This window comes from Pseudomonas sp. M1, assembly GCF_022760135.1.
In the GTDB taxonomy this organism is placed as follows: Bacteria; Pseudomonadota; Gammaproteobacteria; order Pseudomonadales; family Pseudomonadaceae; genus Pseudomonas; species Pseudomonas citronellolis.
Genome location: NZ_CP094343.1, coordinates 4744612 through 4767182, shown reverse-complemented (window position 1 = coordinate 4767182; position 22571 = coordinate 4744612). Strand labels below are relative to the sequence as shown.

The following is a 22571-nucleotide window of genomic DNA, read 5'->3' as shown; positions in this document are numbered from 1 at the left end:
CGCATATACTGCCGAGTGACCGCATGAGGGCGCGCTGATGGCTCAGGAACTCTACACCCGCACCAACCAGAAGCTGTATTTCGCCGGCCTGGCCCTGGAAGCCTGGCGCAAGGCGGAAGAGGCGCGGCCGATGAACGCCCAGGCGCTGGTGCAGGCCGAGCGCGAGGCGGCGCTGTTCCACCTGTATGGCGCGGTGCTGGGCGTAGCCCATGAGATCGCCGGCTACTACCGCCTGCCCGAGGCCAATGCGCCGCGCGTCGAGCTGCTGCTCAACGCCGAGGTGCTGGCGGCCTCGCCGAGCCCGGAACTGGCCGAGCTGGTGGAGCTGGCGCAGCAGCCGGAAACCTGGCTGGCGCAGCTGCTGGCCGCCTACGCCGAGCTGTTCCAGCCGCCGCGCGAGCCGCGCAAGGCCAAGGTCGACCCGACCCAGCCGCTGATCCAGGCCGTCAGCCTGGACGAGGAAGAGCCGCAGGCCCTGGGCAACGCCGAACTGGAAGCCTGGCGCAAGTCGCTGAAGGAAATGGTGTTGCGCTTCCGCGGGGCGCTGACCGAACTCTGAGCCTGCCGGAAGTCGGTTGGGCTAGGGGAGAGCGGCCATGACTGTTACAATGGCCGTTCTGCTGTGAGAGAACCTAGCCATGCCGACCTCATTCCTGGAAATCGTTGAACTGCCCGATGGGCGCATCGTACTGCGCCGCGCGGAAGACGAGGAGGCGCTGGTGACCCTGGAGTTCTCCAACGACGCCAAGGGCTTCCTGCAGGGCCAGCACATCGAGATCGCCAAGGCGATGTTCAACGTCGGCGTGCAACTGGCCGGCCGCCTCGCCGAAGGTGGCGAAGTCGAGCAGGACGGCCCGCGCGTCCTGCACTGATTCCTTTCTTTTCTACCCCAGACGGATATTCAGGCTCTGCGCCTGCCCGGCGAGCGCCGCGCGGGACAGTTGCGCGCGCGCCTTGCCGCCGAGCGCCGGCAGCCAACTGACCACCGTGTGGCTGTGGCCCAGGCGCAGCGCCTCGCAGGCCAGGCTCAGGGCGGAGGCCTGGTCGCGCGCCGGCAGCAGCAGGATGCGCTCGCGGTTCAACCCGGCCTTGCGCAACCAGTCGTGGGTGAGGCTGGCCGGCGGGGCGATCAGCGTCAGCCAGCGGGCGTCCTGCTCTTCGCTGAGTTCGCGCAGGATGGGCGCCAACAGGCTCTGGCAGTGGCCCGGCAGGCCGCGCAGCGACAGTTCGCTGAAGGCTTCGTCCTCGACGGCGTCCGGTTCTGCCAGCTTGGCCAGCAGGGGCTCTTCGGCGTTGGCCCAGAGCGCCTCCTGGAACAGCGGCAGTTGGGGCAGGTCCAGCGGCTGGGGATACTGCATGGGGCCTCCTGTCAGCGGCGGATGACGCCGACGCTCAAACCTTCGATGGTCAGTTCCTGTTCCTCGAGGTCGACCTCGATGGGCGCGAACTCGGGGTTCTCGGCGATCAGCCAGACCTTGCTGCCCTCGCGCTTGAAGCGCTTCACCGTGACCTCTTCGCCAAGGCGGGCGACGACGATCTGGCCGTTGCGCGCCTCGCGGGTGACGTGCACGGCGAGCAGGTCGCCGTCGAGGATGCCGACGTCCTTCATGCTCTGCCCGCGCACGCGCAGCAGGTAGTCGGCGCGCGGGTTGAAGAAGGCCGGGTTGATGCGGCAGGCGTCCTCGACGTTCTGCTCGGCGAGGATCGGCGCGCCGGCGGCGACGCGGCCGATGATCGGCAGTTCGTCCTCGTTGGCCGCGGCCTTGGGTTCGAAGCCGGGGATGCGGATGCCGCGCGAGGCGCCGGGGGTCATCTCGATGGCGCCCTTGCGGGCCAGGGCCTTGAGGTGCTCCTCGGCGGCGTTGGGCGACTTGAAGCCGAGCTCCTGGGCGATCTCGGCGCGCGTCGGCGGGTAGCCGTTGTCTTCCAGGCAACGCTTGATGAAGGCGAGGATCTCGGCTTGGCGCGGCGTCAGCTTCTGCATGTCCCTACTCTGTCTTTTTGTACAGTGGCTGGGATTATATACAGTGGTCGGCCGCTGGCAACGAATTATTTCATCGGCCGGGGGCTGTAATTCGGCGGATTCGGCCAACGTCCCGCTGGCATCGTTCGTCGTATTGCCCGAGAATCCGCAACAATCCCCCCGCGCCAGGCTTGACAATGGATTGATTTGAAACGTAAGTTTCAAACAAGTGTTTGTCAGGTGAAATCATCCATGGCCCAGTCGGAAACCGTCGAACGTATCCTCGATGCTGCGGAGCAGCTGTTCGCGGAAAAAGGCTTCGCCGAGACCTCGTTGCGTCTGATCACCAGCAAGGCCGGGGTCAACCTGGCGGCGGTGAACTACCATTTCGGCTCGAAGAAGGCGCTGATCCAGGCGGTCTTCTCGCGCTTCCTCGGGCCCTTCTGCGCCAGTCTGGAAAAGGAACTGGACCGGCGCCAGGCCAAGCCCGACGCGCCGCGCGCCAGCCTCGAGGAACTGCTCGAGCTGCTGGTGGTGCAGGCCATGGCGGTGAAGCCGCGCAGCGGCAACGACCTGTCGATCTTCATGCGCCTGCTGGGCCTGGCCTTCAGCCAGAGCCAGGGGCACCTGCGCAAGTACCTCGAAGAGGTCTACGGCAAGGTGTTCCGCCGCTACATGCAGCTGGTCAACGAAGCCGCGCCGCGCCTGCCGCCCATCGAGCTGTTCTGGCGCGTGCACTTCATGCTCGGCGCCGCCGCCTTCAGCATGTCCGGGATCAAGGCGTTGCGCGCCATGGCCGAGAACGACTTCGGGGTGAACACCTCGATCGAGCAGGTGATGCGCCTGATGGTGCCGTTCCTCGCCGCCGGCATGCGCGCCGACAGCGGCGTCAGCGACCCGTCCCTGGCCGGCGCCCAGCCCAAGCCGCGCAGCAAGGCGCCGGCGCCGGCCAAGGTCTGAGCGCGCTGGGCCTGCCACGGCCGATCGGCTAAAGTAGCGGGCCATTCCTGCTGTCGCTGGCGGACGATGCCCGATCTCGACCTGCTGCACATTTCCCTCGCCGACCAGGTGCTCTACGGCTTCGCCGCGCAGCGTCTGGTGCTGCGTTTGCCCGTCTCCACCGCGCTGAACGGCGCCGGCGAGCGCCAAGGCTCCGGCTGCACGCCGCGCGGCCTGCACCAGGTGCGGGCGAAGATCGGCGAAGGCCTGCCCTGCGGCGCGGTGTTGCGTGGCCGGCGCTGGACCGGCGAGGTGTGGAGCCCGGCGCTGCACGAGCAGTTTCCCGGGCGCGACTGGATCCTCACCCGCATCCTCTGGCTGAGCGGCTGCGAGCCGGGCGTCAACCGCCTGGGCGAGGTGGATACCTTCCGTCGCTACATCTACCTGCACGGCACGCCGGATTGCGAACCCATGGGCGCGCCGTTGTCCCATGGCTGCGTGCGCCTGCGCAACGCCGACCTGCTGCAACTCTTCCCCCGTGTGCCGCTGCACTGCCCCGTGCGCCTCGACGAGGCGCCGCAGCCGCAGTGGCGCGCGGCCGAACTCTGTTAAGGATTCCCCCATGCAAGGCTCCCTGATGCTCGATATCGGCGGCACCTGGCTCACCGCCGAGGACCGCCGGATCCTGCGCCACCCCGAAGTGGGCGGGCTGATCATCTTCGCCCGCAACATCGAAAGCCCGCGCCAGGTGCGCGAACTCTGCGCGGCCATCCGCGCCCTGCGCCCGGACCTGCTGCTGGCGGTGGACCAGGAGGGCGGCCGCGTGCAGCGCCTGCGCCAGGGCTTCCTGCGCCTGCCGGCGATGCGCGCCATCGCCGATAACGACAATGCCGAGCGCCTGGCCGAGCAGTGCGGCTGGCTGATGGCCACCGAGGTGCTGGCGGTGGGCCTGGACCTGAGCTTCGCCCCGGTGCTGGACCTGGACCACCAGCGCAGCGCCGTGGTCGGCAGCCGCGCCTTCGAGGGCGACCCGGCGCGCGCCATGCGGCTGGCCGGCGCCTTCATCCGCGGCATGCACGCCGCCGGCATGGCCGCCACCGGCAAGCACTTCCCCGGGCACGGCTGGGCCGAGGTGGATTCCCACGTAGGGATTCCCGAGGACGAGCGCAGCCTCGACGAGATCCGCCGCAGCGACCTGGTGCCTTTCCAGCGCCTGGCCGGCGAGCTGGATGCGGTGATGCCCGCCCACGTCATCTACCCGCAGGTGGATGCCGGCCCCGCCGGTTTCTCGCGGCGCTGGCTGCAGGACATCCTGCGCGGCGAGCTGGGCTTCGACGGGGTGATCTTCAGCGACGACCTGTCCATGGCCGGCGCCCATGTGGCGGGCGACGTCGCCAGCCGTATCCAGGCGGCGCTGAATGCCGGCTGCGACATGGGCCTGGTGTGCAACGACCGTGGCTCCGCGGAGCTGGCCCTGGGCGCGCTGCAACGCCTGAAGACGAAAGCCCCCGAGCGCCTGGCGCGGATGCGCGCCAGGGCCTGGCCGGGCATCGAATACAAGCAGCTGCCGCGCTGGCAGCAGGCCGTGGGCGAACTGCGCGCGGCACAACTGATCGACTGAGGATTCGCCATGACCGTCTACGCCATCATCGGCGGCACCGGCCTGACCCAGCTGGAAGGCCTGACCCTGAAGGATTCGCTGAACCTGGACACGCCCTACGGCGCGCCCTCGGCGCCCATCCAGCGCGGCGAGTACGCCGGCCGCGAGGTGCTGTTCCTGGCCCGTCACGGCCACCCGCACCGCTTCCCGCCGCACCAGGTGAACTACCGCGCCAACCTCTGGGCGCTCAAGCAGGCCGGCGCCCAGGCGGTGCTGGCGGTCAACGCGGTGGGCGGCATCCACGCGGCCATGGGCAGCGGCCACCTCTGCGTGCCGCACCAGATCATCGACTACACCTACGGCCGCGAGCACACCTACTTCGCCGGCGACATCGATCATGTCACCCATATCGACTTCAGCCATCCCTATGATGAAGGGCTGCGCCAGAAGCTGGTGGCGGCGCTGCAGGCGCTGGGCCATCCGCACAGCAGCCATGGCGTCTACGCCGCGACCCAGGGCCCGCGCCTGGAGACGGTGGCGGAAATCGCCCGGCTGGAGCGCGACGGCTGCGACATCGTCGGCATGACCGGCATGCCCGAAGCCGCCCTGGCCCGCGAGCTGGAACTGCCCTACGCCTGCCTGTCGCTGGTGGTCAACCCGGCGGCCGGCAAGTCCAGCGGCATCATCACCATGGCCGAGATCGAACAGGCCCTGCACGAAGGCATCGGCAAGGTGCGCGAGGTGCTGGCGCGGGTGTTGGCGGGCTGATAGGCCTGCCGCCGCGATTCGTGCTGATCGCGGACAAGGTCCGCTCCTACCGCATGAGCGAGCATGGTTTTTCGTAGGATGGTGTTGAGCGAAGCGATACCCATCAGCGCAACTGCATGGGTTTCGCAAGCTCAACCCATCCTACGAGGAGCCCCTCGGCGCGCTCCTACAAGGGGTATGGTGTGAGGGCGTACCTCTTATCCGCGAATCGCGCCGGGAGGTCCGGTTATCGCGGACAAGGTCCGCTCCTACAATGGAACGCCATGCCTCCCGGCGGCGGTAGGAGCGGGCCCTGCCCGCGATTTCGCGCGCAGGGCGCGCGTATGGTGTGAGGGCGTACCCGTAGGAGCGGATCTTATCCGCGAATCGCGCCGGGAGGTCCGGCTATCGCGGACAAGGTCCGCTCCTACAATGGAATGCCATGTCTCCCGGCGGCTGTAGGAGCGGGCCCTGCCCGCGATTTCGCGCGCAGGGCGCGCTCCTACATGAGAATCGCGCGGCAGGTCAGGCTTTCGGCAGGGGCGCGAAGAGGGCGTCTATATCGCTGTCCTGCAGCTGCAGGCCGCCGTCCTTGCCTTCTTCCAATACGCCGGCGGCCAGCGCTGCCTTCCTTGCCTGCAACTGCTGGATCTTCTCTTCCAGGGTGCCGCGGGCGATCAGCTTGTAGACGAACACCGGCTTGTCCTGGCCGATGCGGTAGGCGCGGTCGGTGGCCTGTTGTTCCACCGCCGGGTTCCACCAGGGGTCATAGTGGATCACGGTGTCGGCGGCGGTGAGGTTGAGGCCGGTGCCGCCGGCCTTCAGGCTGATCAGGAACAGCGGCACGCGGCCCTGCTGGAAGTCTTCCACCGGCTGGCGGCGGTCGCGGGTGTCGCCGGTGAGCAGGGCGTAGGGGATGCCGCGTTGCTCCAGCTCCGCCTGGATCAGTTCGAGCATCGAGGTGAACTGCGAGAACAGCAGCACGCGGCGGCCTTCCTCCAGCAGTTCGTCGAGCATTTCCAGCAGGCCGGCGAGCTTGCCCGAGCCCGCCGCCGGCAGGGTTTGGTCCAGCAGGCGCGGGTCGCAGCAGACCTGGCGCAGCTTGAGCAGGGCTTCGAGGACCACGATGTGGCTGCGCGCCAGGCCCTTGCGCTGGATTTCCGCACGGACCTTGCTGTCCATGGCCAGGCGCACGGTTTCGTAGAGGTCGCGCTGCACGTCGCTGAGTTCCACCCAGTGGGTGATCTCGCTCTTGGGCGGCAGTTCGTTGGCCACCTGTTCCTTCTTGCGCCGCAGCAGGAAGGGCTTGATGCGGGCGTTGAGGTGGGCCAGGCGCTGGCTGTCGCCGGCCTTTTCGATGGGGGTGCGGTACAGGCGGGCGAAGCTGCGCGCATCGCCCAGCCAGCCGGGCATGACCAGGTCGAACAGCGCCCAGAGCTCGCCCAGGTGGTTTTCCAGCGGCGTGCCGGTCAGGCACAGGCGCTGGCGGGCGTCGAGCTTCGCCGCGGCCCGGGCCGACTTGCTGCTGGCGTTCTTCAGGTACTGCGCCTCGTCGAACACCGCCAGGTGCAGCGGCTGCCGGCTCAGCGCCTCGATGTCCCGCGGCAGCAGGGCGTAGGTGCTGAGCAACAGGTCGTACTGGCCGAGTTCGTCGAAGCCCTTGTGGCGGTCGCTGCCGTGCAGGGTGAGCACGCGCAGGTCCGGGGCGAAGCGTTGTGCCTCGTCCTGCCAGTTGGCCACCAGGCTGGTGGGCATCAGCACCAGGGCCGGGCGGTCCAGGCGCCCGGCGCGTTTTTCCGTGAGAACGTGCGCAAGCACCTGCAGCGTCTTGCCCAGGCCCATGTCGTCGCCGAGGATGCCGCCCACTTCCAGTTCGCGCAGCGCCTGCATCCAGGCCAGGCCCTGCAACTGGTAGGGGCGCAGCTCGGCCCGCAGGCCCTCGGGGGGCTGGCACGCTTGCTGGTGGTGGTCGCGCAGGCGCTTGGCGAAGCGCAGCAGGCGTTCGCCGCCCTGCCAGTGCAGGGGATGTTCGTCGAGCGGGGCGAGCAGCCCGGCGTCGGCGCTCGACAGGCGCAGGCTGTCGCCGTTGTTTTCCGGGCTGGCGAGGTACAGCCCCTCCAGAACCTGCAGTATCGCCTTGACCCGCTCCAGCGGCAGGCTGACCTTCAGCGGCTTGCCGTCGGCCTGGCGATGTGCGTGGAGCCGTATGGGCAGCTCGGCTCCGGGGGCGTTGGCTGCGCCATCACGCAGCGCCTCGGGGCGCTGGCGGAGCAGTTCCAGCAGCGGTTGCAGCAGGCTGACTTCCTGGCCGTCGACGCGGATGCCCAGCTCCAGGTCGAACCAGGCGTTGCCGGCCTCTTCCTCTATGTGGACGAACCAGTCCTCGACTTCGCTGAAGTCGAGGAGAAACTCGTCGGCCATCTCCACCACCCAGCCCTGTTCGCGCAGTTTCGGCAGGCCGCGGAGAACCGCGGGCCAGCGCTCGGCATCGGCCGAGAAGACTTCGGACTTGTACTCCAACTGGCGGGGAGTGTCGTATTTGCCGAGTTTCTCCAGGCCCAGCTTCTGCAAGCTCTTGCGCAAGGCCTGCTCGATCTTGGGTTGGCGCTCGATGGTGACGAAGCTGCCATCGACGTGGAAGCGGATCGGCTGGTCCTTGCGTGCAGGGCCATGCACCCGCTGCCCCTGGTAGGCGAAGTCCAGGGCGGCGAGGTGGCGCAGCTCCTCGACGAAGCCATAGCGTTCCCTGCTGTAGGAGCGCTGGGTCAGGCTGGTCAGGTACAGGTGGGGAACGGGGCGGACGTCTTCCAGGCGCTGCTCCGCGTAGCTCACTGGCAGGGGCGCCTGGGGCGCCAGTTCCTTCAGTTGCAGGGCGAACAGCATGGCCTCTTCCTCGCTCACCGGCGGTGCGCTCGGCAGATAGCTGGCCAGGGCCTCGGGCAGGCCGTGGTGCAGCGGGCCCACGCGCAGGTTCTTGCGGTCGAGGTACCAGGGTGGCGTCAGTTGCGTCAGCAGTTGTGGCCGGGGCTCGGCGTCGGTATCCCAGGCGACCCTGTAGTCACCGTACTCGTCCCTGCGCCAGGCGAGCCGAGCGGGCAGTTCCGGCCCTGCGAGCAACTGGCTGGCCGGCAGGCCCAGGTCGAGGAACAGGCGCCCGCTGCGCAGGATCAGCTCCAGCAGCTCGGCGCCCTTGCGGCCCTTGAGCGCTATTTCGCTGGTGTGGGGCTGGGTGCCCGGGGCGTCCAGTGCGCGGACCAGGATTTGCTGGTCCACGGCATCCACGCAGGGCAGGCTCTGGGCTATCGAGGAGATGCGCAGGTAGCCCTGGAGCTTGCCGCCTGCCGTATGGGCGGCGGTGTGGATCAGTATTCGGCCGCTCTTGGTCAGGCGGTAGTACAGGGGCGACTCGTGCAGCGCCGTGCCGGGCGGCTGCTCCCTGAGGACGGCGGGCAGCTTCCTCAGCCAGTGCTGCAGGTCGTAGGACAGCTCGGTGGCGGTCCTCTGGGGTGGGCGGGCGGCTGGCGCGGGCTCCGCGGAGGTCGAGGGGGGCAGGCCTTCCAGCAGGTGCAGCAGCGCCGCCGCGCAATGCTTGCAGTCGAAGCCGACCGGGCAATCGCACTGGCACTCGAGGGTGTCGCCGCTGGCGGAAAGGCCGATGCGCTGGCGGTAACGATTGCTGCCCGAGCCATCGCACACGCTGTCCAGCGTGCGCTCGGTCAGGCGGGTGATCTGTATCCGGCCCTCGCGGGCGTAGGCTTCGCCGCGGACCAGGGTGACGCTGGGGAACAGGCGGCGCCAGGGAATGCGTCGCAGGTGCTCGATGAACGGCGGCATGCTGCCCCCTTTGCGTTTACTGCTGGTCTGGCTCGCTCGCCGGCGGGGCGTCGAAGCCGCCGTTGGCCGGGGCTTCCGGGGCGGGCTGCTGCGGTTGCCCGGCCGGCGCCTCTTCCTGCATCTCTGCCGGCGGCGGTGTGGTCGGCTTGGCGTTGAGCGGGCTGACGCGGATCAGCATGCCCAGGCTGGGATGGTCGAGGTAGGCCAGCACGTCGTTCTTCAGGCTGACGTCCTGGACCATGTGCTGGCTGTTGGCGAGCAGGCCGTCGGCGCCGAACTGGTTGATCCAGAAGTCCACCTGGGTGTCGACGAAGCGCTGCTGGCGCAGGCTGATGGTGCCTTCCACGGGGAAGTGGTCATCCTGCTGGCGGCCTTCGCTGAGGGCGATCTTCACCGGCGTGTCGCCGATGGACTGTTTCCAGGCCTTGTGCATCAGCACGTGGTAGCCCTGGGCCTGGGCCAGCTTGTTGGCCTGGGCGTCCATCGCCGTCGGCCGGCGGGCGTCCTCGCCCAGCGGCTGGGCGCCCTTGGCCCAGTCGTCGGGCGCCGGCTGGCTGGAGTAGACGACGTCGCCTTCCTGCTGGAACAGGATCAGTTCGACCTGGTAGAGGTCGTCGGCGAAGCTCGCCGGGGCGATAAGGGCAAGCAGCAGCGGCAGGTAGCGGAACATACTGGTCCTTTCAGGATGCGTTGGGCGCGAGGCGCTCGAACAGCGCCTCGAGGGTGTTGAAGCGTTCTTCCGGGCGCTCCATGGGCACCTGGAACTTGAACAGGGTCGCGCCTTCGAACCTGTAGCGGTTCGGCTGGCTCTGGATCAGCTTGATCAGCACCAGCGGGTCGACGCAGGTATCGGCGGCGAATTCTACCCGGCCTCCCTGGGGGCCGGCATCCACCTTGACGATGCCGAGCTTCTCCGCCTGCAGTTTCAGGAGCGTCAGACGCACCAGGTTCTTCGCCGGTTCGGGCAGCAGGCCGAAGCGGTCGATCATCTCCACCTGCAGTTCGCGCAGGCCGTCCTCGTCCAGCTGGTTGGCGATGCGCTTGTAGAGGATCAGCCGCGCGTGCACGTCGGGCAGGTAGTCCTCGGGGATCAGCGCCGGCACCCGCAGGTTGATGTCCGGGCCGCCGCCCAGGGGCTGCTCCAGGTTGGGCTGCTCGCCCTTGCGGATGGCTTTAACCGCGCGTTCGAGCATTTCCATGTAGAGGGTGAAGCCCACCGCCTGGATCTGCCCGCTCTGGCCTTCGCCGAGCAGCTCGCCGGCGCCGCGGATTTCCAGGTCGTGGGTGGCCAGGACGAAGCCGGCGCCCAGGTCCTGGGCGTTGGCGATGGCCTCCAGGCGTTTCTCGGCGTCGGGCGTCATCTGCTTGCGCGGCGGCGTCAGCAGGTAGGCGTAGGCCTGGTGGTGGCTGCGGCCGACGCGCCCGCGCAGCTGGTGCAACTGGGCCAGGCCGAACTTGTCGGCGCGCTCGATGAGGATGGTGTTGGCGCTGGGCACGTCGATGCCGGTCTCGATGATGGTCGAGGCCACCAGCACGTTGAAGCGCTTGTGGTAGAAGTCGCTCATCACCCGTTCCAGATCGCGTTCGTGCATCTGCCCGTGGCCGATGCCGATGCGTGCCTCGGGCACCAGTTCGGCCAGGTCGCGGGCGCACTTCTCGATGCTCTTCACCTCGTTGTGCAGGTAGTAGACCTGGCCGCCGCGCAGCAGCTCGCGCAGCAGCGCCTCCTTGATCACCGCGTTCTGCTGTTCCATGACGAAGGTGCGCACCGACAGGCGGCGCGCCGGCGGCGTGGCGATGATCGACAGGTCGCGCATGCCGGCCACGGCCATGTTCAGGGTGCGCGGGATCGGCGTGGCGGTGAGGGTGAGGATGTCCACCTCGCTGCGCAGGGCCTTGAGCTGCTCCTTCTGACGCACGCCGAAGCGGTGTTCCTCGTCGATGATGACCAGGCCGAGGTTCTTGAAGCGCACGTCCTCCTGCAGCAGCTTGTGGGTGCCGATGACGATGTCCACCTTGCCTTCGGCGAGCTGGCCGATCGCGCCTTCGACTTCCTTGGCGGTCTTGAAGCGGCTCATCACCTCGACGTTCACCGGCCAGTCGGCGAAGCGGTCGCGGAAGCTGTTGTAGTGCTGCTGGGCGAGGAGGGTGGTGGGCACCAGCACCGCCACCTGCTTGCCGCTGTGCACGGCGACGAAGGCGGCGCGCATGGCCACCTCGGTCTTGCCGAAGCCGACGTCGCCGCACACCAGTCGGTCCATCGGCTTGTCGGCGAGCATGTCGGCCACCACGGCGTCGATGGCCGCCTGCTGGTCCGGCGTCTCCTCGAAGGGGAAGCCGGCGGAGAAGGTGGCGTAGTCGGCCTGCGGGTCCTTGAATGCGTAGCCCTTGCGCGCGGCGCGGCGGGCGTAGATGTCGAGCAGTTCGGCGGCGACGTCGCGGACCTGCTCGGCGGCCTTGCGCTTGGCCTTCTGCCAGGCCTCGGAGCCGAGCTTGTGCAGCGGCGCCAGGGCGTCGTCGCTGCCGGTGTAGCGGGCGATCAGGTGCAGGTTGGCCACCGGCACGTAGAGCTTGGCCTCGTCGGCGTACTCCAGGGCCAGGAACTCGGCGTTCTGCCCGTCGATCTCCAGGGTGATCAGGCCCATGTAGCGGCCGACGCCGTGGTCGATGTGCACCACCGGCGCGCCTTCGCGCAGCTCGGTGAGGTTCTTGATGACGTTCTCGCCGCCGTCGCGGCTCTTCTCGCGGCGCCGGCGCTGCATCACGCGCTGGCCGAACAGCGGGCTCTCGGCGATCAGCGCGACTTCGCCGCTCAGCAGCAGGCCGTCGTCCAGCGGTGCGATGGTGATGGCCAGGCGCTCGGGCTGGGCGAGGAAGGCCGGCCAGCCGTCGACTTCGCCGGGGCGCAGCTTCAGCCGCGCCAGCAGTTCCAGCAGCACCTCGCGGCGCCCGGCGGATTCGGCGCTGAACAGGATGCGCCCGGGGAATTCCTCGATGAAGCGGCGCAGCCGGGCCAGCGGCTCGCTGGCCTTGGCCTCGATGGCCAGGTCCGGCAGGGGCTCGGCGGGGAAGCTCTCGCGGCCCACGCCCGGCTCGACCGGCTCGGCGCTGACCACCACGCGCGGCCAGCTCTTGAGGCGGGCGAAGCAGTCCTCCACCGGCAGGAACAGCTCGGCCGGTGGCAGCAGCGGCCGCTCGGGGTCGTAGCGGCGGTCCTCGTAGCGGCTGCGCACGTCGTTCCAGAACTGCTCGGCGGCCTGCTCAATGCCCGGCAGGGAGAACACCTGGGTGTCCTGGGGCAGGTAGTCGAACAGGGTGGAGGTCTCGCCCTCCTCGAAGAACAGCGGCAGGTAGTACTCGATGCCGGCCGGGGTCAGGCCGCTGGCCAGGTCCTGGTAGATCGGGCAGCGCCGGTAGTCGACGTCGAAACGCTCGCGGAAGCGCCCGCGGAAGCCGGTGACCGCCTCCTTGCGCAGGGGGAATTCGCGCGCCGGCAGCAGGCGGATGCTCTGCACCTTGTCGATGGAGCGCTGGTTCTCCGGGTCGAAGGTGCGCAGCGTCTCGATCTCGTCGTCGAACAGGTCGATGCGGTAGGGCAGCTCGCTGCCCATCGGGAACAGGTCGATGAGCGCGCCGCGCACGGCGAACTCGCCGTGTTCGTAGACGGTGTCCACGCAGCGGTAGCCGGCGGCTTCCAGGCGCAGGCGCATCTGCTCGACGTCGAGCTTCTGGCCGACGTCCAGCACCAGGCTGCCGCCCAGCAGGAACTTCACCGGCGCCAGGCGGTGCAGGGCGGTGGCGATGGGCGCCACCAGCACGCCGCGGCGCAGCTCGGGCAACTGGTAGAGGGTGGCGACGCGCTGGGAAATGATGTCCTGGTGCGGCGAAAACACGTCGTAGGGCAGGGTTTCCCAGTCCGGCAACTGCAATACCGGCAGGTCCGGGGCGAAGAAACGCAGCTCCTGTTCCAGGCGCTCGGCGCTCTGGCTGTCGGTGGTCAGCAGCAGGGTGAAACGGCTGGCCCGGGCGGCGGCCTCGGCCACCGCCAGGCTCAGGGCGGCGCCGGGCAGGTTGCCCCAGGTTTGCTTGCCGGCCGCGGCCGGCAAGGCGGGAATACGCAATACGGACACGGGCGTAGCGGACTCCGGTCGGAAATTTGACCGGGTGGATTGTAACTATCCCGATTGACGGCTGTCAGTCTTTGCAGCGCTGCAGATTGCCGGCGATGGCCTGCACCGTCATAATGTAGCCCCTTTTTTCTTCTCCTACATGTGGAAGGTAATGCCCGTGAATCAGAAGCCCGACCAGTGTCTCGGTGAGTGGATCGATCGTGAAGCCCTCGCGGAAGCCATGATTCCGCTGATCGGCCAGCTCTACCGCAACAACAACGTGGTGACCTCGATCTACGGCCGTGGCCTGATCAACCGTTCGGTGATCGACATTCTCAAGGCGCACCGTTTCGCCCGCCACCGCCTGGCCGACGAAGCCGAGCTGTCGGTTCACGACACCTTCCCCGTCCTCAAGGCCATGAGCGAGCTGAAACTCGGCGCCGCCTCGGTCGACCTGGGCAAGATGGTCGCCAAGTTCAAGGCCGAGGGTAACGGCCGCAGCATCGAGCAGTTCACCAAGGACGAGCTGGCCGACGTGGTCGGCAAGCAGAACGGCGCCGCCCGCGAAGGCACCGACGTCGTGCTGTACGGCTTCGGCCGCATCGGCCGCCTGCTGGCGCGCATCCTCATCGAGAAGACCGGTGGCGGCGACGGTCTGCGCCTGCGCGCCATCGTCGTGCGCAAGGGCGCCGAGAACGACCTGGTCAAGCGCGCCAGCCTGCTGCGCCGCGACTCCGTGCATGGCAAGTTCGACGGCACCATCACCATCGATGAGGCCAACAACACCATCACCGCCAACGGCAACCTGATCCAGGTGATCTACTCCAACGATCCGTCCTCGGTGGACTACACCCAGTACGGCATCAAGAACGCCCTGCTGGTCGACAACACCGGCAAGTGGCGCGACGCCGACGGCCTCGGCCAGCACCTGAAGTGCCCGGGCGTCGACCGCGTGATCCTCACCGCCCCGGGCAAGGGCGCGCTGAAGAACATCGTCCATGGCATCAACCATGGCGACATCACCGCCGACGACAAGATCGTCTCTGCCGCCTCCTGCACCACCAACGCCATCGTGCCGGTGCTCAAGGCAGTCGATGACCAGTACGGCATCGTCAACGGCCACGTCGAAACCGTTCACTCGTACACCAACGACCAGAACCTGATCGACAACTTCCACAAGGGCAGCCGCCGCGGCCGCAGCGCTCCGCTGAACATGGTGATCACCGAGACCGGTGCCGCCACCGCCGCCGCCAAGGCCCTGCCGGTGCTCAAGGGCAAGCTGACCGGCAACGCCATCCGCGTTCCCACCCCGAACGTGTCCATGGCCATCCTCAACCTGAACCTGAACAAGTCGACCTCCCGCGAGGAGATCAACGAGTACCTGCGCCAGATGGCCATGCACTCGGACCTGCAGAAGCAGATCGACTTCGTCAGCTCGCAGGAAGTGGTCTCCACCGACTTCGTCGGCTCCCGCCACGCCGGCGTGGTCGATGCCGAAGCCACCATCTGCAACGACAACCGCGTCGTGCTGTACGTGTGGTACGACAACGAGTTCGGCTACAGCTGCCAGGTGGTCCGCGTGATGGAAGAGATGGCTGGGGTCAACCCGCCGGCCTTCCCGCGCTAAGCCAGGCCTGAAAATCGAAAACGGGAGCTCTCGGGCTCCCGTTTTTCGTTAGTCTTCGCGCTTACCCGCGCACCATAACGATAAAAATGCCAACCCCTCTACCGAGGAACCCCGCAATGGATGGACATCCCCATCTGCATGAAGGCTCGCTCAAGCGTGGCCTGAAGAACCGCCACATCCAGCTGATCGCCCTGGGTGGCGCCATCGGTACCGGCCTGTTCCTGGGCTCGGCCGGTGTACTGCAATCCGCCGGCCCGTCGATGATCCTCGGCTACGCCATCGGCGGCTTCATCGCCTTCCTGATCATGCGCCAGCTCGGCGAGATGATCGTCGAGGAACCGGTCGCCGGTTCCTTCAGCCACTTCGCCCACAAGTACTGGGGCGGCTTCGCCGGCTTCATGTCCGGCTGGAACTACTGGGTGCTGTACATCCTGGTCGGCATGTCGGAACTCACGGCGGTCGGCAAGTACATCCAGTTCTGGTGGCCGGAGTTCCCCACCTGGGCCACGGCGGCGATCTTCTTCGTGCTGATCAACGCCATCAACCTGTTCAACGTGAAGGCCTTCGGCGAGACCGAGTTCTGGTTCGCCATCATCAAGGTCGCCGCCATCATCGGCATGATCCTGCTCGGCATCTGGCTGCTGGCCAGCGGCCACGGCGGCCCGCAGGCCTCGGTGAGCAACCTGTGGAGCCACGGCGGCTTCTTCCCCAACGGCATTTCCGGCCTGGTGATGGTCCTGGCGATCATCATGTTCTCCTTCGGCGGCCTGGAGCTGGTGGGCATCACCGCGGCAGAAGCGGCGGAGCCGAAGAAGGTGATCCCCAAGGCGATCAACCAGGTGATCTACCGCATCCTGATCTTCTACATCGGCGCCCTGGCCGTGCTGCTCTCGCTGTACCCGTGGGACGCGCTGCTGCAGAGCATCAACAGCTCCGGCGACCCGTACAGCGGCAGCCCCTTCGTCAAGGTGTTCTCGCTGCTGGGCAGTGATGTCGCGGCCAACGTGCTGAACTTCGTGGTGCTGACCGCGGCGCTGTCGGTCTACAACAGCTGCGTGTACTGCAACAGCCGCATGCTCTTCGGCCTGGCCGAGCAGGGCGACGCCCCGCGCGCCTTCGCCAAGGTCGACGACCGCGGCGTGCCGCTGCTGGCCATCGGTGTCTCGGCCTTCATCACCCTGGCCTGCGTGGTGGTCAACTACGTGATCCCGCACCAGGCGCTGGAGCTGCTGATGTCGCTGGTGGTGGCGGCGCTGGTGATCAACTGGGCGATGATCAGCCTGGCCCACCTGATGTTCCGCCGCGCCAAGAACCGCGAGGGCGTGCGCACCAGCTTCCGCGCCCTGTGGTACCCGTTCGGCAACTGGCTGTGCCTGGCCTTCGTGGTGTTCATCCTCGGCATCATGCTGCAGATCCCGGGCATCGACGTGTCGGTGTACGCCATCCCGGTATGGGTGGTGCTGATGGGCGTCTGCTACCTGCTCAAGCGCAAGGGCGAGGCACGGGCTACCGCCTGATCCCGCCGGCGCTGGACGAGAAAGGGCCGCATTCCTACCGGGGTGCGGCCTTTTTGTTTGCGGCGGATGACCGCGAACGGTCATGCGCCCTACGTCATGGTTGGGCATTGCGTAGGGCGGATAACGCCTACGGCGTTATCCGCCGTTTGACCGTGATTCCAGGCGCGTTCCGGGTTCGAACCCGGAGCACCTGTTCCCGGGCACTCCGGGCCCGACCCGCCATGGCGATGGGTATCGCTTCGCTCAACCCATCCTACGGGGGAATGGCGTGGGTGGGGCAGCGAACCGCGCCGATACCTCCGGCTATCGCGGACAAGGTCCGCTCCTACAGATTGCCCGGAGGCATGGCGTTCCCACCCGTAGGATGGGCCCCACCGGCGGCGCTGTAGGCCGGCCAGCGCCGTACTACAGCCGCCCGTCGCGATAATCCCGCGCCACCGCCTCCAGCCCCGCCTGGGCGAACAGCTGCAGGTGGCGGGCGAGGTCTTCCGGCGGCTGCTCGAACAGGCCGGTCAGCGGCGTGGGGATTTCCCGGCTGATCACCTGCAGCGTCAGGTAGGGCGCTATCACGCTGAACAGGCAACGCAGCAGCGCCGGCTCCTGGGCGGGGATGCCGGTGACCTCGCCGAGCAGCGCCAGCACCAGGCGCACCTTGGGCATGGCCTCCCGGTCGATGAGTTCGGAGAGGAAGGGCGAGGGCGTCAGCAGCTCACGGGCCCACAGGCGCGCCTGCCAGCGCTGGCCGTTGGCGACGTTGAGGGTCAGCGCCGCGATCAGGTCGGCGAGCTTGTCGCGGGCCGGGCGCTGGCCGCAGGTCAGTCGTTCGAGCTGGTCGTAGCCGATCAGGTGCTTGTGCATGTCCTGCAGCACCGCGTGGTAGAGGCCATCGCGGCTGCCGAAGTGGTAGTTCACCGCGGCCATGTTGCACTGCGCGCGCTGGCAGATGGCCTTGCTGGTGGTGTCGGCGTAGCCACGCTCGGCGAACAGTTCGCCGGCCGCCAGGAGTATCCGGCGACGAGTGGCTTCGCCGTCCTGGCGCGGGGCGCGGGGCGGCTCCTGGCGAGCCTTGCGGGGTGGTCCAGGCATGCTTGCACCCTGCTGGATGGGAGTCTGTGCAGACTAGAGCCGGGCTAGATCAAATTCAAATTTGAATTCGTTGTCTATGCTTGCCCCTTGTCGTCAACCGATAGCGGGTCGTCATCATGCGCAAGAAGCTCGTCGTTGTCCTGCTGCTGCTCGCCGCGGCGGGCCTGGGGGCCTGGTACTACTTCCACTCGAAGGCCGAGCAGGGCGGCGACCTGGTGCTCTACGGCAACGTCGACATCCGCCAGGTGTCCCTGGCCTTCACCGGCAGCGAGCGCATCGCCGAGATGCGCGTGGAGGAGGGCGACGCGGTCAAGGCCGGGCAGGTCCTGGCCAGCCTCGACAGCCGCACCCTGAAGCTGCAGATCGACCAGGCCAAGGCGCAGATCGCCGCCCAGGAAGCCAACGTGCTGCGCCTGCACAACGGCTCGCGCCCCGAGGACATCGACCGCGCCAAGGCCCAGGTGGACGGCGCCAAGGCCCAGGTCGAGCTGGCCGGCATCCAACTGCGCCGCCTGCAGGGCATCCGCGCCAACAGCCCCGGCGGGCGCGCCGTCAGCCAGCAGGACCTGGACAACGCCAGCGCCCAGTTGAAGGTCGACCAGGCCCGGCTGGAGGATGCGCAAAAGGCCCTGCGCCTGGCGAAGATCGGCCCGCGCGCCGAGGACATCGCCCAGGCCGAGGCCCAGCTGCAAGGCGCCCGCGCCCAGCTCGCGCTGCTGCAGCACAACCTCGACGAAACCCAGTTGCGCGCCCCGCAGGACGCCACGGTGCGCTCGCGCCTGCTGGAGCCGGGCGACATGGCCTCGCCGCAGCGCGCGGTCTACGCCTTGGCCATCACCGATCCGAAGTGGGTGCGGGTGTACGTCAACGAAACCCAGCTCGGCCACATCAAGCCGGGCATGCGCGCCAGCGTCAGCACCGACAGCCGTCCGCAGCAGCCGGTACAGGGGCACGTCGGCTACATCTCCGACGTCGCCGAGTTCACCCCCAAGGCCGTGCAGACCGAGGAGCTGCGCACCGCGCTGGTCTACGAGGTGCGGGTGATAGTCGAGGACAAGGACAACCGCCTGCGCCTGGGCATGCCGGCCACGGTGCGCATCGCCGAGGGCGACCAGCTGCGCGACGGGAAGGCCGACTGATGGACCTGGTGATAGACGCCCGCGGCGTCGTCAGGCAGTTCCTGGTCAAGGAATCCGGGCAGATCGTGCAGGCCCTGCACGGCCTCGACCTGCAGGTGCGCAAGGGCGCGCTGACCGCGCTGGTTGGCCCGGACGGCGCCGGCAAGACCACCTTCCTGCGCCTGGTGGCCGGGTTGCTGCGCGCCGACGGCGGCGAGCTGGAGGTGCTCGGCATCGACGTCAAGGCGCACCCGCAGCGCGTGCAGGACCTGATCAGCTACATGCCGCAGCGCTTCGGCCTCTACGAAGACCTGAGCGTGCAGGAAAACCTCGATCTCTACGCCGACCTCCATGGCGTCGGCGCGCAGCAGCGCCGCCAGCGCTTCGAGCGCCTGCTGGCGATGACCGACCTGGGACGCTTCACCGACCGCCCTGCGGGCAAGCTGTCCGGCGGCATGAAGCAGAAGCTCGGCCTGGCCTGCACCCTGGTGCGCTCGCCGCAACTGCTGTTGCTGGACGAGCCGACCGTGGGCGTCGACCCGCTGTCGCGCCGCGAGCTGTGGGAAATCGTCCAGCAGTTGGTGGAGGAGGAGAGTCTCAGCGTGCTGCTGACCACCTCCTACATGGACGAAGCCGAGCGCTGCTCCGAGGTGTACCTGCTGCACCAGGGCCAGTTGCTGGCCCAGGGCCTGCCCGAGGACATCCGCCGCCACGCCGATGGTCTCTGCCGCATCGCCGTGCCGCCGGTCGGCGAGCCGGCGCGCAAGCTGCAGGCGCGGCTGCTGGACGATCCGCAGAACATCATCGACGCGGTGCCCCAGGGCGGCGAGGTGCGCTTCATCCGCCAGCGCGATGCCGATGAAAAGCGCCTGGACGAACTGCTCGACGGCGCCCCGGTGCGCGAGGTGGAAGCGCGCCTGGAGGACGGCTTCATGGTCCTGCTGCGGGCCAGGAGCGGCGCCGAGCAGGTGGATACCGAGGCGCTCAAGGCCGCCGCGCCGGGCGGTACTTCCGGCAACGGCGAGGCGGTGATCGAAGTGAAGGACCTAGTGCGCAAGTTCGGCGACTTCACCGCGGTGGACCGCACCAGCTTCAGCGTGGCCCGCGGCGAAATCTTCGGCCTGCTGGGGCCCAACGGCGCCGGCAAGACCACCACCTTCCGCATGCTCTGCGGGCTGCTGCCGGCGTCGTCCGGCAGCCTGCAGGTGGCCGGCGTCAACCTGCGCCACGCCCGCGCCCAGGCGCGCCGGCGCATCGGCTACGTGTCGCAGAAGTTCTCGCTGTACGGCAACCTCTCGGTGCGCGAGAACCTGCAATTCTTCGGCGGCGCCTACGGCCTGGCCGGCAGGCAGCTGGGGCGGCGCATGGACGAGGTGTCGCGGCAGTTCGACCTTTCCGGCCACGAGGGCGAGCCCAGCGGCCAGTTGCCCGGCGGCTACAAGCAGCGCCTGGCCATGGCCGTGGGCCTGCTCCACGAGCCGGAAATCCTCTTCCTCGACGAACCCACCAGCGGCGCCGACCCCCTGGCCCGGCGCGGCTTCTGGCAGCGCATCACGGCGCTGGCGGCCGGCGGCACCACCATCATCATCACCACCCACTTCATGGAAGAGGCCGAGTATTGCGACCGCATCGTCATCCAGGACGCCGGGCGCATCCTCGCCATGGGCACGCCGCAGCAGGTGCGCGAGCAGGCCGGCGGCCAGGGTAGCTCGCTGAACATGGAGCAGGCCTTCATCGAGATCGTCGAGCAGGCCCGCCAGCACCAGCAGGAGGCGCGCGCATGAGCGGTTCGTTCTGGCGCCGGCTGCTGTCGCTGACGCGCAAGGAAGTGCGCCAGCTGCTGCGCGACCGCAGCAACCTGATGATCGGCATCGGCCTGCCCATCGCGCTGATCCTGATCTTCGGCTACGGCCTGTCGCTGGACGTGCGCCACAGCCTGGTGGCGGTGGTGCAGGACGACCCGGCGCCGCAGGCCCGCGACCTGCTCGCCAGCATCAGCGACTCGGAATACCTGCGGCCGCTGCCGCTGAAATCCTTCGAAGAGGGCCGGCGGCTGTTGGAGTCGCGCCAGGCCGACGCCCTGGTCTACCTGCCCGCCGACTTCAGTCGCCGCCTGCAGGACGGCGATGCCCAGGTGCTGGTGCTGGTGCAGGGCTCCGACGCCACCCGCGCCTCGGGGGTGAGCAACTACCTCAACCAGGCCCTGGCGCTGTGGGGCGAGAAGCAGGCGGCGCGCAACGCCGGCCTGCAATCCGGCGGCGTGCGCATCGAGCAGCGCATGTGGTTCAACGCCGCCAACACCAGCACCTGGTACCTGGTGCCAGGGCTGATCGTGCTGATCATGACCCTGGTGGGCGCCTTCCTCACCGCGCTGGTGATGGCCCGCGAATGGGAGCGCGGCACCCTGGAGGCGCTGTTCGTCACCCCGGTGCGCTCGGTGGAAATCCTCCTGGCGAAGATCATCCCCTGCTTCCTGGTCGGCCTGCTGGGCCTGGCGCTGTGCCTGCTGGCGGCGCGCCTGCTGTTCCACGTGCCCATGTACGGCTCTCTGCTGGCGCTGCTGGTCAGCTCCATGCTCTACCTGTTCGTCGCCCTGGGCATCGGCCTGCTGATCTCGGCGGTGACCAAGAACCAGTTCCTCGCCAGCCAGATTTCCCTGCTCGCCAGCTTCCTCCCGGCGATGATGCTCTCGGGCTTCATCTTCGACCTGCGCAACGTGCCCACCGCCGTGCGGGTGATCGGCAACCTGCTGCCGGCCACCTACTTCATGGAGCTGGTGAAGTCGCTGTTCCTGGCCGGCGACTTCTGGCCGCTGATCATCCGCAACTGCCTGATCCTCGCCGGCTACGCCGTGGTCCTGCTGGGCCTGGCGCAGTTGGCCACGCGCAAGAGGCTGGACTGAGATGGGCGCCTTCGCTGAACTGCTGCGTCGCCTAGCCAATCTCTGGCGCAAGGAGCTGCTGGTGATCCTCAAGGACCCGGCCAACCGCATCGTGCTGCTGGCGCCGGTGCTGATGCAGAGCCTGCTGTTCGGCTACGCGGTGACCTTCGACCTCAACGACGCGCCCTACGCGCTGCTCGACCAGAGCCACAGCGAGTCGTCCCAGCGCCTGGCCAACCGCCTGGACGGCAGCGGCATCTTCCACCGCGTGGCGACCCTGCGCGCGCCGCGCGACATCGCCAGCGTGATCGACGCCGAGAAGGCGCTGCTGGTGATCCAGATTCCCGCCGACTTCGAGACGCGCCTGACCCGCGGCGAGCCGGCGCCGCTGCAGGTGATCCTCGACGGGCGCAACTCCACCACCGCCGGCGCCGCGGCGGCCGGGCTGGCCAGCGTGGTCAACGACTTCAACCGCGAGCGCGGCCTGGCCCAGGCGCCGGTCAGCGTGATCACCCGCGCCTGGTACAACCCCAACCTGGAGACGCGCTGGCCGCTGATCCCGGCGCTGATCGCCTCGCTGAGCATGCTGCAGACGCTGATGCTCAGCGCGCTCTCGGTGGCCCGCGAGCGCGAGCAGGGCACCTTCGACCAGTTGCTGGTCACGCCCTATTCGCCCATGGAGATCATGCTCGGCAAGGCCCTGCCGCCGATCCTCATCGGCCTGGTGCAGGCGTCGCTGGTGCTGCTGATGGCGCTGTACTGGTTCCGCATCCCCATGGCCGGCTCGCTGCCGGACTTCTACGGCGGGCTGCTGGTGTTCATGGTCTCCTGCGTCGGCCTGGGCCTGTCGATCTCGGCGGTGTCGCTGAACATGCAGCAGGCGATGCTCTACACCTTCGTGCTGATCATGCCGATCATGCTGCTCTCGGGCCTGGCCACGCCGGTGCGCAACATGCCCGAGGCGCTGCAGATGGCCACTTACATCAACCCGCTGCGCTTCGCCATCGACCTGATCCAGCGCATCTACCTGGAAGGCGCCAGCCTGTTCGAGGTGGCCCATGACCTGTTGCCGATGCTGGTGGTGGCGAGCGTGACCCTGCCGCTGTCCGCCTGGCTGTTCCGCAATCGACTCGCCTGACCGGAGGCCGCC

18 protein-coding genes are annotated in these 22571 nt (G+C 68.2%); 12 read left to right on the top strand and 6 right to left on the bottom strand.

Annotated features, from left to right (window positions below; genetic code table 11):
- Positions 1-37 precede the first annotated feature (37 nt).
- On the top strand, positions 38-559 hold the full coding sequence (locus PM1_RS20910) for a DUF6586 family protein (RefSeq protein ID WP_009621356.1): 522 nt from the start codon (positions 38-40) through the stop codon (positions 557-559).
- 79 nt (positions 560-638) lie between these two features.
- Positions 639-872: a hypothetical protein gene (locus PM1_RS20905; RefSeq protein ID WP_009621357.1), complete on the top strand. Its 234-nt coding sequence runs from the start codon at positions 639-641 to the stop codon at positions 870-872.
- A 12-nt stretch (positions 873-884) separates the two neighbouring features.
- On the opposite strand, the gene sulA is transcribed toward PM1_RS20905, so the two are convergent.
- Both sulA and lexA read right to left on the bottom strand, forming a co-directional pair.
- Positions 885-1358 (bottom strand): SOS-induced cell division inhibitor SulA, encoded by a 474-nt coding sequence (gene sulA, locus PM1_RS20900; RefSeq protein ID WP_009621358.1) that lies wholly within the window; start codon positions 1356-1358, stop codon positions 885-887.
- Between the two features lie 11 nt (positions 1359-1369).
- Positions 1370-1984 carry a transcriptional repressor LexA gene (lexA, locus tag PM1_RS20895; protein ID WP_009621359.1) on the bottom strand — a complete coding sequence of 205 codons (615 nt, stop codon included), beginning with the start codon at positions 1982-1984 and terminating at the stop codon, positions 1370-1372.
- Between the two features lie 231 nt (positions 1985-2215).
- Here lexA and PM1_RS20890 point away from each other — a divergent pair, with 231 nt between their 5' ends.
- The 4 genes from PM1_RS20890 (at position 2216) to PM1_RS20875 (ending at position 5270) form a co-directional block, all read left to right on the top strand.
- Entirely contained in the window at positions 2216-2923 is a 708-nt protein-coding gene (locus tag PM1_RS20890) for a TetR/AcrR family transcriptional regulator (RefSeq protein ID WP_009621360.1), read from the top strand.
- 66 nt (positions 2924-2989) lie between these two features.
- Complete coding sequence (locus tag PM1_RS20885) at positions 2990-3514, top strand: L,D-transpeptidase family protein (RefSeq protein WP_009621362.1); 525 nt, start codon at positions 2990-2992, stop codon at positions 3512-3514.
- A gap of 10 nt (positions 3515-3524) precedes the next feature.
- Positions 3525-4523, top strand: a complete 999-nt coding sequence (gene nagZ / locus PM1_RS20880; protein ID WP_009621365.1) for a beta-N-acetylhexosaminidase — start codon at positions 3525-3527, stop codon at positions 4521-4523.
- A 9-nt stretch (positions 4524-4532) separates the two neighbouring features.
- Complete coding sequence (locus PM1_RS20875) at positions 4533-5270, top strand: S-methyl-5'-thioinosine phosphorylase (RefSeq protein WP_009621366.1); 738 nt, start codon at positions 4533-4535, stop codon at positions 5268-5270.
- A gap of 504 nt (positions 5271-5774) precedes the next feature.
- Here PM1_RS20875 and PM1_RS20870 read toward each other — a convergent pair.
- The 3 genes from PM1_RS20870 to mfd are packed head-to-tail and all read right to left on the bottom strand — an operon-like array spanning position 5775 to position 13213.
- Entirely contained in the window at positions 5775-9083 is a 3309-nt protein-coding gene (locus tag PM1_RS20870) for a DEAD/DEAH box helicase (protein ID WP_009621367.1), read from the bottom strand.
- 16 nt (positions 9084-9099) lie between these two features.
- On the bottom strand, positions 9100-9753 hold the full coding sequence (locus PM1_RS20865) for a CsiV family protein (protein ID WP_009621368.1): 654 nt from the start codon (positions 9751-9753) through the stop codon (positions 9100-9102).
- Between the two features lie 10 nt (positions 9754-9763).
- The gene (gene mfd, locus PM1_RS20860) at positions 9764-13213 is read right to left on the bottom strand and encodes a transcription-repair coupling factor (protein ID WP_009621370.1); all 3450 of its coding nucleotides are present in this window, start codon (positions 13211-13213) and stop codon (positions 9764-9766) included.
- A 139-nt stretch (positions 13214-13352) separates the two neighbouring features.
- Between mfd and PM1_RS20855 the strand changes: the two genes are divergently transcribed.
- Positions 13353-14819 carry a glyceraldehyde-3-phosphate dehydrogenase gene (locus PM1_RS20855; protein WP_043267306.1) on the top strand — a complete coding sequence of 489 codons (1467 nt, stop codon included), beginning with the start codon at positions 13353-13355 and terminating at the stop codon, positions 14817-14819.
- A 116-nt stretch (positions 14820-14935) separates the two neighbouring features.
- Entirely contained in the window at positions 14936-16336 is a 1401-nt protein-coding gene (locus PM1_RS20850) for an amino acid permease (protein WP_009621372.1), read from the top strand.
- A 405-nt stretch (positions 16337-16741) separates the two neighbouring features.
- Here the strand turns inward: PM1_RS20850 and PM1_RS20845 are convergent, their stop codons facing one another.
- On the bottom strand, positions 16742-17422 hold the full coding sequence (locus PM1_RS20845; RefSeq protein WP_009621373.1) for a TetR/AcrR family transcriptional regulator: 681 nt from the start codon (positions 17420-17422) through the stop codon (positions 16742-16744).
- A 116-nt stretch (positions 17423-17538) separates the two neighbouring features.
- On the opposite strand from PM1_RS20845, the gene PM1_RS20840 reads away from it, so the two are divergent.
- Genes PM1_RS20840 through PM1_RS20825 form a run of 4 tightly spaced genes read left to right on the top strand, consistent with a single transcriptional unit; the run spans position 17539 to position 22559 of the window.
- Positions 17539-18561, top strand: a complete 1023-nt coding sequence (locus PM1_RS20840; RefSeq protein ID WP_009621374.1) for an efflux RND transporter periplasmic adaptor subunit — start codon at positions 17539-17541, stop codon at positions 18559-18561.
- Positions 18561-20324: an ATP-binding cassette domain-containing protein gene (locus tag PM1_RS20835; RefSeq protein ID WP_009621375.1), complete on the top strand. Its 1764-nt coding sequence runs from the start codon at positions 18561-18563 to the stop codon at positions 20322-20324. Before PM1_RS20840 ends, PM1_RS20835 begins: the two co-directional genes overlap by 1 nt.
- Positions 20321-21442, top strand: a complete 1122-nt coding sequence (locus PM1_RS20830; RefSeq protein WP_009621376.1) for an ABC transporter permease — start codon at positions 20321-20323, stop codon at positions 21440-21442. The genes PM1_RS20835 and PM1_RS20830 overlap by 4 nt, the downstream gene beginning before the upstream one ends.
- A 1-nt stretch (position 21443) precedes the next feature.
- Positions 21444-22559, top strand: a complete 1116-nt coding sequence (locus PM1_RS20825) for an ABC transporter permease (RefSeq protein ID WP_009621377.1) — start codon at positions 21444-21446, stop codon at positions 22557-22559.
- Positions 22560-22571: the final 12 nt, after the last annotated feature.